The sequence below is a fragment of the Escherichia sp. E2661 genome, from assembly GCF_004745185.1.
Taxonomy (GTDB): domain Bacteria; phylum Pseudomonadota; class Gammaproteobacteria; order Enterobacterales; family Enterobacteriaceae; genus Escherichia.
The window spans coordinates 1-12,243 of record NZ_PDIG01000037.1 but is presented as its reverse complement, the minus strand read 5'-3'; the positions used below and the strand labels follow the sequence as shown (position 1 = coordinate 12,243).

At 51.1% G+C, this 12,243-nt stretch carries 8 protein-coding genes, 2 pseudogenes and 1 CRISPR repeat array; of the genes and pseudogenes, 6 read left to right on the top strand and 4 right to left on the bottom strand.

Annotated features, from left to right (window positions below):
- Window positions 1-414: 414 nt before the first annotated feature.
- Window positions 415-1,440, bottom strand: coding sequence for an IS110 family transposase (locus CRI63_RS19070; protein WP_000868863.1), 1,026 nt, complete (start codon window positions 1,438-1,440; stop codon window positions 415-417).
- A gap of 232 nt (window positions 1,441-1,672) precedes the next feature.
- Window positions 1,673-2,368: an aquaporin Z gene (gene aqpZ / locus CRI63_RS19065; RefSeq protein WP_130215654.1), complete on the bottom strand. Its 696-nt coding sequence runs from the start codon at window positions 2,366-2,368 to the stop codon at window positions 1,673-1,675.
- 423 nt (window positions 2,369-2,791) lie between these two features.
- Here aqpZ and CRI63_RS19060 point away from each other — a divergent pair, with 423 nt between their 5' ends.
- Window positions 2,792-4,450: an ATP-dependent endonuclease gene (locus tag CRI63_RS19060; protein WP_130215656.1), complete on the top strand. Its 1,659-nt coding sequence runs from the start codon at window positions 2,792-2,794 to the stop codon at window positions 4,448-4,450.
- On the opposite strand, the pseudogene CRI63_RS19055 reads toward CRI63_RS19060, so the two are convergent.
- A pseudogene (locus CRI63_RS19055) lies at window positions 4,447-5,402 on the bottom strand (VirK/YbjX family protein). The gene CRI63_RS19060 and the pseudogene CRI63_RS19055 overlap by 4 nt on opposite strands.
- 151 nt (window positions 5,403-5,553) lie before the next feature.
- Between CRI63_RS19055 and macA the strand changes: the two are divergent.
- Together macA and macB are read left to right on the top strand one after the other, a co-directional pair.
- On the top strand, window positions 5,554-6,669 hold the full coding sequence (gene macA / locus CRI63_RS19050) for a macrolide transporter subunit MacA (protein ID WP_130215658.1): 1,116 nt from the start codon (window positions 5,554-5,556) through the stop codon (window positions 6,667-6,669).
- Window positions 6,666-8,612 carry a macrolide ABC transporter ATP-binding protein/permease MacB gene (gene macB / locus CRI63_RS19045; protein WP_135520448.1) on the top strand — a complete coding sequence of 649 codons (1,947 nt, stop codon included), beginning with the start codon at window positions 6,666-6,668 and terminating at the stop codon, window positions 8,610-8,612. The genes macA and macB overlap by 4 nt, the downstream gene beginning before the upstream one ends.
- A gap of 72 nt (window positions 8,613-8,684) precedes the next feature.
- Here the strand turns inward: macB and cspD are convergent, their stop codons facing one another.
- A complete protein-coding gene (gene cspD, locus CRI63_RS19040; RefSeq protein ID WP_064530179.1) occupies window positions 8,685-8,909 on the bottom strand; it encodes a cold shock-like protein CspD in 225 nt (74 codons plus the stop codon).
- Between the two features lie 149 nt (window positions 8,910-9,058).
- Here cspD and CRI63_RS24500 point away from each other — a divergent pair, with 149 nt between their 5' ends.
- From CRI63_RS24500 to clpA, 3 genes and pseudogenes are all read left to right on the top strand, one after another.
- The gene (locus CRI63_RS24500) at window positions 9,059-9,133 is read left to right on the top strand and encodes a hypothetical protein (RefSeq protein WP_214251107.1); all 75 of its coding nucleotides are present in this window, start codon (window positions 9,059-9,061) and stop codon (window positions 9,131-9,133) included.
- Window positions 9,134-9,231: 98 nt separating this feature from the next.
- Window positions 9,232-9,553 (top strand): annotated as a pseudogene (clpS, locus tag CRI63_RS19035) (ATP-dependent Clp protease adapter ClpS).
- Between the two features lie 30 nt (window positions 9,554-9,583).
- Window positions 9,584-11,860, top strand: coding sequence for an ATP-dependent Clp protease ATP-binding subunit ClpA (gene clpA / locus CRI63_RS19030; RefSeq protein ID WP_130205255.1), 2,277 nt, complete (start codon window positions 9,584-9,586; stop codon window positions 11,858-11,860).
- Window positions 11,861-12,072: 212 nt separating this feature from the next.
- A CRISPR array of direct repeats spans window positions 12,073-12,221; the repeat unit is 28 nt; unit sequence GTTCACTGCCGTACAGGCAGCTTAGAAA.
- Between the last annotated feature and the right edge of the window lie 22 nt (window positions 12,222-12,243).

Genomic DNA, 12,243 nt, shown 5'->3' with positions numbered 1-12,243 from the left:
GAACGCTCAAGTCGGTGAACGTGCCAGGGTGGCTCAATCGCCACCACCCTGGCAACCCGGGCTCCCGGCGGTAAATCGCCGCTAGCGCGGTCCCCTCATCTTATTCCTTTCGGCTATCGGGTACGGGCGCGAGGTAACATATATGGACGCTCCCGGAATGCAATGCTTTCTTCAGTTATGTAATAAAACGGGTAGGTGCAGCCATATATCCGGTTTCTGATGGGATTTTTATCCCGAACCATGATGAAATCCGCCAGGCAGGTACCAATCATCCTCTACGGGCTAACTTGCCCTTGTTACCTCTCGGTGTATCCTGCCTGCGGTCTTACCTGTTTTGCCATCTTCTGAAGTCACCTGCACCTACCAGAACGTTAACTTTTTTTTCAGCACCTCGTCAGATTGACTGACCTTGTGTCAGGCGAGCTGCCGAGGTTGATATTCAGTATTGTGTGACAACATTGACCACATGATCCTCGCTGTTTTTGCCGCCATGGCGACAACAGCTACATTGTAGTGCTTCCGCTCCAGGAGTCCCTGAAGCCAGGAATTCTCCTCAACTGCGCCGTTTCGGTTGACCCAGGCGGTAAGTGCGCGTGCGCCGTGAACCAGCAGGTATCGGAAATATCCATCTCCACGTTTGCTGATCCCTCCCAGTTGCTGTTTCCCGCCGCTGGAATGTTCCTTTGGTGTCAGCCCCAGCCATGAAGCGAACTGCTTTGCGGTACTGAATTGTCGGGCATTACCCACTGCTGCTACCACATAAGTGGCCGTTAGCATGCCAACCCCCGGGATTTTGGCCATTCTCTGGCAGGCTTCCTGCGTTCTATACCAGGAGGCCAGAGCTTCTTCTACCTGTTTAACTTGTTCTTCAAGTTCCCGGATATGTTTAGACTGTCTGTAGATGCTGGTTCTGACAAAGGGAGATAAACCATTTTCGCCATCCTCCAGAATGGCTGGCAGCTCACGGGTTAAATGGCTTTGTCCGGCCGCAATCGTAATACCAAACTCAGCAAGTGTGGCTCTTAAACTATTGGCACAGGCAATCCGCTCACGGATAAGTATTCCCCGTTCAGTGTGTAACGCTAAAACGGCCTGCTGCTCTTCGGTTTTTATCTGAACAAAACGCATATTCGGACGGGTTACCGCTTCGCAGATTGCTTCAGCATCTGCTGCATCCGTCTTGTTCGTTTTCACATAAGGCTTCACATACTGCGGAGGTATGAGTTTTACCTCATGACCATAGCGGGTGAATAATCGCGCAAAATAATGACTGGATGAGCAGGCTTCCATGCCAATCAGACAAGGTTCCAGTTGAATCACAAACTGAACAAACTTAGCCCGGGTGAGCTTTTTACGCAAAATAGTATGGCCTTCATGATCGACACCATGAAGCTGAAAAACGTTCTTTGCCAGGTCGATACCAAGAGTTGATACTTTCATGTGGACGCTCCTAATTTTTCAGGACGTATTGCAACGATCCAGTCTGGTACTTTGATACCGTAAAATCTGGAGCGTCCATCTCATTATCCCTGTAAGACGCGCCCTCAGCCCACATCCATGTGGGCTGCCCCGGCCTTCGGGGAACGCTTCAGCGATTTTGACGCCACCAACACCCGTGCGGTTTGTAACGTCGATGATAAAACAATCAGGGCAGATAAAATGCCAATGCTAATTAATCGCGTTTTTCCAGCAGGGTCCGGTAAATCAGACCACCGATAATACCGCCGACAATTGGCACTACCCAGAAGAACCACAGCTGTTCTAACGCCCAGCCGCCCTGGAAGATGGCAACTGCGGTGCTGCGCGCTGGGTTAACAGAAGTGTTAGTCACCGGAATACTGATTAAGTGAATCAAGGTTAACGCCAGACCAATCGCGATCGGCGCAAAGCCTGCCGGCGCGTATTTGTCAGTTGCACCGTGGATCACCAGCAAGAAACCGGCACTCAATACCAGTTCAACCACCAGTGCAGAAAGCATGGAATAGCCGCCCGGTGAATGCTCGCCATAACCGTTAGAAGCAAAGCCGCTGGCCGCTGCGTCAAACCCAGCTTTACCGCTGGCGATTAAATACAGCAGTGCCGCCGCAACAATACCACCGACAACCTGGGCTACCACGTAACCAACGACTTCTTTTGCCGGGAAACGGCCACCAGCCCATAAACCAATAGTGACCGCCGGGTTAAAGTGGCCACCGGAGATATGACCGACAGCGAAGGCCATCGTCAGTACAGTCAAACCAAACGCCAGCGCGACACCGGCAAAGCCAATGCCTAATTCCGGGAACGCTGCCGCCAGCACGGCGCTACCGCAGCCACCAAATACAAGCCAGAAAGTACCAAAACATTCAGCTGCTAATTTTCTGAACATATCCACCTCAATTAAAAATTGACCCTGTGAAAAATATGGTCGTTTTATAGGGTCGTCGTAAAAAATGACGACAGAAATAATGCATCGGTATTTTAAAAACGAAGTCGAGCCATTCGCCAGATAAATAAATCCAGTAATTTTGATTTAGGGCAACAGTAAGTTCCCCCATATAGTCATTTGCCTGATTGACAGTGTAGTGCAAACGGCTGAAATAAGCCTTTGGAGGTAATAAAAATAATTTACAAGGTTAATTATTTGATTTTATTGTTTTTTAATGAGAGACAACATGAAGACGTATAACACAATTATTCGCTCATTTTTCAGACATTTGCCATGCTTAATTGTGATGTCGTCACGTATTGTCTCGGCCTTTCCCGTTATACTGCCAGAGTAAAGGATGAGTAACATATTTCTGGAGGGGATATGATTCTTGAGCGCGTTGAAATTGTGGGCTTTCGCGGTATCAACCGATTGTCATTGATGCTGGAGCAAAACAACGTCCTGATTGGGGAGAACGCGTGGGGTAAATCCAGCTTGCTGGACGCCTTAACCCTGCTGTTATCACCAGAGTCAGATCTCTACCATTTTGAACGTGATGATTTCTGGTTTCCGCCAGGTGATATTAATGGTCGGGAACACCATCTGCATATCATTCTGACCTTTCGCGAATCGCTGCCTGGACGGCATCGTGTACGCCGTTATCGCCCGCTTGAAGCATGCTGGACGCCCTGTACTGATGGTTATCACCGCATTTTTTATCGCCTGGAAGGGGAAAGTGCGGAAGACGGTAGCGTGATGACGTTACGCAGCTTTCTTGATAAAGACGGTCATCCGATTGATGTCGAAGATATTAACGATCAGGCGCGTCATCTGGTGCGTTTAATGCCGGTTCTGCGTTTGCGCGACGCCCGTTTTATGCGCCGCATTCGCAATGGAACTGTACCAAATGTACCCAATGTGGAAGTCACCGCGCGCCAGTTGGATTTTCTCGCCCGCGAGTTATCCTCACACCCGCAAAATCTCTCCGATGGGCAGATTCGCCAGGGGCTTTCGGCAATGGTGCAACTGCTTGAGCATTATTTCTCGGAGCAAGGGGCCGGGCAGGCGAGATATCGCTTAATGCGTCGGCGAGCCAGCAATGAGCAACGGAGCTGGCGTTACCTCGATATCATCAACCGGATGATTGACAGGCCAGGGGGGCGTTCGTATCGGGTCATTTTACTCGGCCTGTTTGCCACTTTATTGCAGGCAAAAGGGACATTGCGACTGGATAAAGACGCGCGTCCGTTATTGCTAATTGAAGATCCAGAAACCCGCCTGCATCCGATTATGCTTTCCGTTGCCTGGCATCTGTTGAATCTTTTGCCTTTACAACGTATTGCTACCACCAACTCTGGCGAGCTGCTTTCGTTAACTCCAGTGGAACATGTTTGCCGCCTGGTGCGTGAATCTTCTCGTGTTGCCGCCTGGCGTCTGGGGCCAAGTGGCTTGAGCACCGAAGACAGCCGCCGCATCTCTTTTCACATTCGTTTTAATCGTCCGTCATCGCTGTTTGCTCGCTGCTGGTTGCTGGTGGAAGGGGAAACAGAAACCTGGGTTATCAACGAACTGGCGCGCCAGTGTGGACACCATTTCGATGCCGAAGGGATTAAGGTCATTGAGTTTGCCCAGTCCGGGCTAAAACCACTGGTGAAATTTGCCCGGCGGATGGGGATTGAGTGGCATGTGCTGGTCGATGGCGATGAAGCCGGGAAGAAATATGCCGCAACGGTGCGCAGCCTGCTGAATAACGATCGCGAAGCTGAACGTGAACATTTGACAACGTTACCGGCGCTGGATATGGAACATTTTATGTATCGCCAGGGGTTTTCCGACGTGTTCCATCGCGTGGCGCAGATCCCGGAAAACGTGCCGATGAATTTGCGCAAAATTATTTCAAAAGCGATCCATCGCTCTTCCAAGCCCGACCTTGCCATTGAAGTGGCAATGGAGGCCGGACGTCGTGGTGTGGATTCCGTACCGACGCTGCTGAAAAAAATGTTCTCACGCGTGCTGTGGCTGGCGCGCGGTCGGGCTGATTAACCGCAAAACATCCTTGCCATCTGCGGCTGAATAGCGTCAAGCATCTCGTAGCGTCGACGGTATTCAGCCCGCTTTTTGCTGGCGATATCCGCAATCTCTTTTCGCGCTATTCTAGCGGGAAGCCGATAATGCCGCTCGGCATCGCATTCACCACCAACCGATTCCCAGAACGCGTTATAGTCAGCATGGATTTTTCCTTCCTTATCGCGATAACGCAGGCTGCGGTAAATATGTGTTTCATTGCTGACAGCAATAATTTGTTCGACCTGTAAGCGTTGGGCGAAGAGGCAGACCGCTTCCATCACGAGCCGTTTGGGAAATAGCCCGTGGCAGGCTTTCGTCGCATTCTGGATCTGTTGGTGTGGAATTTCCCATTTCGCACCTTGCAGCCCGCCTATAAATAACGTCCTTTTCCCCTGATACTCACACAGTGTAAATGTGATCTCCGCCAGAGGAATACCTTCGCTGTTGCGGAACAGAATTGTGCTGTCACCTTCCTTATCCATTGAGATCATCATGGTCAGTTCAAGCGTGAACTGCTCGCCGTTTTTTCCTTCCAGCTTCGCAAGTTGCAGTCCCGGGGTGTTCAAATATAAGCTGAACTCTTCCGCCGACATGCACGCGCGCAGCAACGCATAATGGTAACGTAACGCTCCAGCAATTGCTTACGGGTCATATTCACGGCAAGGTAAGGGCGATGCAGGCGAACCGGCAGGCGCGGCTGACGCGTTAACAGCGTTCTGAGATTAGGCCAGTGGGAGAGTTCGTTCATCCACTCAACGCTTAAACGCGGCATAATCAAAGAGCGCAGCAAAAATTTCTGGCGAAACCGACGGCGATGCCAGAATTTACCCGGCCGCCACTGACCCCCTGCCAGATTAAGGAAAAGAGACATGCTGCTAAGAGATTCAGATGGTGTAAATGCTCGTTCAGTGATCTGAGACATATTCATAAAATCAATGATTATACGTAACACTGATTTCACCATCGGGCATCTTAACCAAACATCAATCGTATAATTACTAACGTAAATTTTCGGTTTTTGTTGATGTTTCGTTGAAGTTGGCAGCCCCGTTCGCGCATATGGAGCATTCAGAGTATTTATGAAAAAGCGAAAAAACCTTAAGAAGCGTTACGCTATTGCGCTGGTGATAGTCATCGCTGCGCTGATTGCGTTGTGGAGAACACTCAACGCGCCCGTGCCGACTTATCAGACATTGATTGTCCGCCCCGGTGATTTGCAGCAAAGCGTGCTGGCGACTGGAAAGCTGGACGCGCTGCGTAAGGTTGATGTGGGCGCGCAGGTCAGCGGTCAGTTGAAAACGCTGTCGGTGGCGATTGGCGATAAAGTAAAAAAAGACCAGCTTTTAGGGGTTATTGATCCTGAACAGGCTGAAAACCAGATCAAGGAAGTGGAAGCGACACTGATGGAGCTGCGTGCGCAAAGGCAACAGGCAGAAGCAGAACTGAAACTGGCACGGGTGACATACTCACGCCAGCAACGACTGGCGCAAACGCAGGCGGTTTCGCAACAGGATCTTGACACCGCAGCGACGGAGATGGCAGTTAAACAGGCGCAAATAGGTACTATCGATGCGCAAATCAAACGGAATCAGGCGTCACTCGACACGGCGAAAACGAATCTCGATTACACCCGCATCGTTGCCCCGATGGCTGGGGAAGTTACGCAAATCACCACTCTGCAAGGGCAGACGGTGATTGCCGCACAACAAGCGCCAAACATTCTGACGCTGGCAGATATGAGTACCATGCTGGTAAAAGCGCAAGTGTCGGAAGCGGATGTCATTCACCTGAAACCCGGTCAAAAAGCCTGGTTCACCGTGCTTGGCGATCCGCTGACGCGCTACGAGGGGCAGATTAAAGATGTGCTGCCGACGCCAGAAAAGGTCAACGATGCCATTTTCTACTACGCCCGTTTTGAAGTACCAAACCCCAATGGTTTACTGCGGCTGGATATGACTGCGCAAGTCCACATTCAACTCACTGATGTGAAAAACGTACTCACCATTCCGTTGTCAGCACTGGGGGATTCGGTTGGCGATAACCGTTATAAAATCAAACTGCTGCGTAATGGCGAAATACGCGAGCGCGAAGTGACGATTGGCGCGCGCAACGACACCGATGTTGAGATTGTCAAAGGTCTGGAAGCGGGTGATGAAGTGGTGATTGGTGAGGCCAAACCAGGAGCTGCACAATGACGCCCTTGCTCGAACTAAAGGATATTCGCCGTAGCTATCCTGCTGGAGACGAGCAGGTTGAGGTGCTAAAGGGTATCAGCCTGGATATTTATGCAGGTGAGATGGTGGCAATTGTCGGTGCTTCGGGCTCTGGTAAATCGACCCTGATGAATATTCTCGGCTGTCTGGATAAAGCGACCAGTGGAACCTATCGCGTTGCCGGCCAGGATGTTGCCACGCTGGACGCCGATGCGCTGGCGCAGCTTCGTCGTGAGCATTTCGGCTTTATTTTCCAGCGTTACCACTTGCTTTCGCACTTAACCGCCGAGCAGAACGTTGAAGTACCCGCCGTCTATGCCGGACTTGAGCGTAAACAGCGATTGCTGCGCGCTCAGGAGTTGCTGCAACGACTGGGACTGGAAGAACGGCTAGATTATTACCCCGCCCAGCTTTCCGGTGGCCAGCAGCAGCGTGTCAGTATTGCTCGTGCGTTAATGAACGGTGGGCAGGTGATCCTCGCCGATGAACCTACCGGCGCACTGGACAGCCATTCTGGTGAAGAGGTGATGGCGATATTGCATCAGTTGCGCGATCGCGGGCACACGGTGATTATCGTTACCCACGATCCACAGGTTGCGGCTCAGGCGGAGCGGGTAATCGAAATTCGTGACGGCGAAATTGTGCGTAATCCTCCCGCCATTGAAAAGGTGAATACCGCCACGGGGAGGGAATCGATAGTCAAAACGGCGTCTGGCTGGCGGCAATTCGTCAGTGGTTTTAATGAGGCGCTGACGATGGCGTGGCGGGCGCTGGCAGCGAATAAAATGCGCACCTTACTGACCATGCTGGGGATTATTATTGGTATTGCGTCGGTGGTTTCTATCGTCGTGGTGGGCGACGCCGCCAAACAAATGGTGCTGGCGGATATTCGTTCTATTGGTACGAATACTATTGATGTCTATCCCGGGAAAGATTTTGGCGATGACGATCCGCAATATCAGCAGGCGCTAAAGTACGACGATTTAATCGCTATCCAAAAACAACCGTGGGTCGCCTCTGCCACACCCGCCGTCTCGCAAAACCTGCGTCTGCGTTATAACAATGTTGATGTGGCTGCCAGTGCCAACGGCGTGAGCGGCGATTATTTCGATGTCTATGGCATGACCTTCAGCGAAGGGAATACCTTTAATCAGGAGCAACTGAACGGCCGCGCACAGGTGGTGGTTCTCGACAGTAATACCCGCCGCCAGCTTTTCCCGCATAAGGCCGATGTGGTTGGTGAGGTCATTCTGGTTGGTAATATGCCTGCGAGAGTCATCGGCGTGGCGGAAGAAAAACAGTCGATGTTTGGTAGCAGTAAAGTGCTGCGCGTCTGGTTGCCTTACAGCACCATGTCCGGGCGGGTTATGGGCCAGTCGTGGCTGAACTCCATCACTGTAAGAGTAAAAGAAGGCTATGACAGCACCGAAGCGGAACAACAACTCACCCGTTTGTTGTCGCTGCGCCACGGCAAAAAAGACTTCTTTACCTGGAACATGGACGGCGTCTTGAAAACAGTCGAAAAAACCACACGTACTTTACAACTGTTTCTGACGCTGGTGGCGGTGATTTCGCTGGTGGTAGGCGGCATTGGCGTTATGAATATTATGCTGGTGTCAGTAACAGAGCGGACGCGGGAAATTGGTATTCGCATGGCTGTTGGCGCGCGTGCCAGCGATGTTCTGCAACAATTTCTGATTGAAGCCGTGCTGGTTTGCCTGGTGGGCGGCGCGATGGGGATAATGCTGTCGCTGTTAATTGCCTTCACCCTACAGCTTTTTTTACCCGGCTGGGAGATAGGCTTTTCTCCACTGGCGTTGCTGCTGGCGTTTTTATGCTCAACCGTTACGGGCATTTTATTTGGCTGGCTACCTGCACGAAATGCGGCACGGCTGGATCCAGTGGATGCTTTGGCGCGAGAGTGATTTTTGAGATAAAAATGCCAGCCGATCGGGCTGGCATTTTGCCTTTAGGATGTACACAATGAGACAGAAGAGCTATGCGACTGCTACTTCTACTTCAACGGGCACAATAACACTGGCGTGATTGCCTTTTGGCCCTTGGTGGACATCAAACTGAACGGGTTGTCCAGCTTTTAGCGTTCTGTAACCATCCATCTGGATGGTGGAATAATGAGCGAAAATATCTTCGCCACCGCCTTCAGGGCAGATGAAACCGAACCCTTTGGCATTGTTGAACCACTTAACAGTACCCTTTTCCATGCTTCGACATCCTTCGCAAATCTTATACAAGTAAGATGGAATAAACCGGGGTCAGAGAGGGGGCAGTTCAAAACCTCGCCAACTCTTGAAATACAATTTAGAGAAATGGGGCGAGTCGTCAAGCGTTTGACAGGGGCCAGGGGGTAGGTATGCATCAAAAATTTGAAGCAGTTAACGCTATTGACAGTAATGTCACTGATGTCGCTTATACCAACGATAGATGATAATTATCTATCATGTGGAGTAGATTGGTCAGGCAAATACGCTCTTGTCAGCGGCAGAGCGTTCTGCCGGTAACCGTAACCGAAGATGATAACTGACAATGGGTAAAACGAACGACTGGCTGGACTTTGATCAACTGGCGGAAGAAAAAGTTCGCGACGCGCTAAAACCGCCATCTATGTATAAAGTGATATTAGTCAATGATGATTACACTCCAATGGAGTTTGTTATTGACGTGTTACAAAAAATTCTTTTCTTATGATGTAGAACGTGCAACGCAATTGATGCTTGCTGTTCACTACCAGGGGAAGGCCATTTGCGGAGTCTTTACCGCTGAGGTTGCAGAAACCAAAGTGGCGATGGTGAACAAGTACGCAAGGGAGAACGAGCATCCATTGCTGTGTACGCTGGAAAAAGCCTGAATGCAGGTATAAAAATTGGGGGAGGTGCCTATGCTCAATCAAGAACTGGAACTCAGTTTAAACATGGCTTTCGCCAGAGCGCGCGAGCACCGTCATGAGTTTATGACCGTCGAGCACTTGTTACTGGCATTGCTCAGTAACCCGTCGGCCCGGGAGGCGCTGGAAGCGTGTTCCGTGGACCTGGTTGCGCTCCGTCAGGAACTGGAAGCCTTTATTGAACAAACCACACCTGTTCTGCCCGCCAGTGAAGAGGAGCGCGACACGCAGCCGACCTTGAGTTTTCAGCGTGTATTGCAGCGTGCAGTCTTCCATGTTCAGTCCTCCGGTCGCAGTGAGGTTACCGGTGCGAATGTTCTGGTCGCTATCTTTAGCGAACAGGAGTCGCAGGCGGCATATCTGTTGCGCAAACATGAAGTCAGCCGTCTTGATGTGGTGAACTTTATTTCTCATGGCACGCGTAAAGACGAGCCATCTCAGTCTTCTGAACCAGGAAACCAGCCGAGCAGTGAAGAACAAGCTGGTGGGGAGGACCGTATGGAGAATTTCACGACTAACCTGAACCAGCTTGCACGCGTGGGCGGAATTGACCCGCTGATTGGTCGTGAGAAGGAACTGGAGCGCGCCATTCAGGTTCTCTGCCGCCGCCGTAAAAACAACCCGCTGCTGGTTGGGGAGTCTGGCGTCGGTAAAACGGCGATTGCTGAAGGTCTTGCCTGGCGAATTGTTCAGGGCGATGTGCCGGAAATCATGGCTGACTGTACGATTTACTCTCTCGATATCGGCTCCCTGTTAGCAGGCACCAAATATCGCGGCGACTTTGAAAAACGGTTTAAAGCGTTGCTCAAGCAGCTGGAACAGGATACTAACAGCATCCTGTTTATCGATGAGATCCATACCATCATTGGAGCGGGCGCAGCGTCTGGCGGGCAGGTCGATGCGGCTAACCTGATCAAACCGTTGCTCTCCAGCGGTAAAATTCGCGTGATTGGATCGACGACCTATCAGGAGTTCAGCAACATTTTCGAGAAAGACCGTGCTCTGGCGCGTCGCTTCCAGAAAATCGATATTACTGAACCGTCGATCGAAGAAACTGTGCAAATCATCAATGGCCTGAAACCGAAGTACGAAGCGCATCACGATGTGCGTTATACCGCGAAAGCGGTGCGTGCGGCGGTGGAGCTGGCGGTGAAATACATTAACGATCGTCATCTGCCGGACAAAGCGATTGACGTTATCGACGAAGCGGGCGCTCGCGCACGTTTGATGCCGGTAAGCAAGCGCAAGAAAACGGTGAATGTGGCGGATATCGAGTCCGTGGTAGCCCGTATAGCACGTATCCCTGAGAAGAGCGTTTCTCAGAGTGACCGCGATACGCTGAAAAACCTTGGCGATCGCCTGAAAATGCTGGTCTTCGGTCAGGATAAAGCCATTGAAGCGCTTACCGAGGCCATCAAGATGGCGCGTGCGGGTTTAGGTCACGAACATAAACCAGTTGGTTCATTCCTGTTTGCTGGTCCAACCGGGGTCGGGAAAACCGAGGTGACGGTACAGCTTTCCAAAGCACTGGGTATTGAGCTTCTGCGCTTTGATATGTCCGAATATATGGAACGTCATACTGTCAGCCGCCTGATTGGTGCGCCTCCAGGATACGTTGGTTTTGATCAGGGCGGTCTGCTGACCGATGCGGTCATCAAGCATCCGCATGCGGTGCTGCTGCTGGACGAAATCGAGAAAGCGCATCCGGACGTATTCAACATTCTGTTGCAGGTGATGGACAACGGCACGCTGACCGATAACAACGGGCGCAAGGCCGATTTCCGTAACGTGGTACTGGTGATGACCACCAACGCCGGGGTGCGTGAAACCGAGCGTAAATCCATTGGTCTTATTCAGCAGGATAACAGCACCGATGCGATGGAAGAGATCAAGAAGATCTTTACGCCGGAGTTCCGTAACCGTCTCGACAACATTATCTGGTTCGATCATCTGTCAACCGACGTGATCCATCAGGTGGTGGATAAATTCATCGTCGAGTTGCAGGTTCAGCTGGATCAGAAAGGTGTTTCTCTGGAAGTGAGCCAGGAAGCGCGTAACTGGCTGGCCGAGAAAGGTTACGACCGGGCAATGGGCGCACGTCCGATGGCGCGTGTCATCCAGGACAACCTGAAAAAACCGCTCGCTAACGAACTGCTGTTTGGCTCGCTGGTGGATGGTGGCCAGGTGACAGTCGCGCTGGATAAAGAGAAAAATGAGCTGACCTACGGGTTCCAGAGTGCACAAAAGCATAAACCGGAAGCCGCGCATTAATCAGATTGTTAAGTAGGTTGGTGAAGTCCGTAATCTCGTCAGGGGTTACGGACTTTTTGTTTATGGGGTGGAGGAAGTTCAGACCCTTTTTTTGATGATGATGGTAAGTTGTTGATAATTAGTGCTGCTGGAAGGTAAGGATAAAAAAGGGTGGCAGCAGGAAAATGAGATGGTTTTGCTTTATTAACAACGGGCTAAACGTGTAGTATTTGAGTTCACTGCCGTACAGGCAGCTTAGAAAGTGAGAGGATAGCCTGCGCTATATCCGCGTCAGTTCACTGCCGTACAGGCAGCTTAGAAACTCAACGTATTCACCGCGTTGTGCTGCGAGCTGTTCACTGCCGTACAGGCAGCTTAGAAANCATCGATCGATGACAGTACGT

Bases quoted from the DNA above. Each gene is read 5' to 3' on its own strand.
- CRI63_RS19070 (WP_000868863.1), bottom strand. From the start codon at position 1,440: ATGAAAGTATCAACTCTTGGTATCGACCTGGCAAAGAACGTTTTTCAG.
- aqpZ (WP_130215654.1), bottom strand. From the start codon at position 2,368: ATGTTCAGAAAATTAGCAGCTGAATGTTTTGGTACTTTCTGGCTTGTA.
- CRI63_RS19060 (WP_130215656.1), top strand. From the start codon at position 2,792: ATGATTCTTGAGCGCGTTGAAATTGTGGGCTTTCGCGGTATCAACCGA.
- macA (WP_130215658.1), top strand. From the start codon at position 5,554: ATGAAAAAGCGAAAAAACCTTAAGAAGCGTTACGCTATTGCGCTGGTG.
- macB (WP_135520448.1), top strand. From the start codon at position 6,666: ATGACGCCCTTGCTCGAACTAAAGGATATTCGCCGTAGCTATCCTGCT.
- cspD (WP_064530179.1), bottom strand. From the start codon at position 8,909: ATGGAAAAGGGTACTGTTAAGTGGTTCAACAATGCCAAAGGGTTCGGT.
- clpA (WP_130205255.1), top strand. From the start codon at position 9,584: ATGCTCAATCAAGAACTGGAACTCAGTTTAAACATGGCTTTCGCCAGA.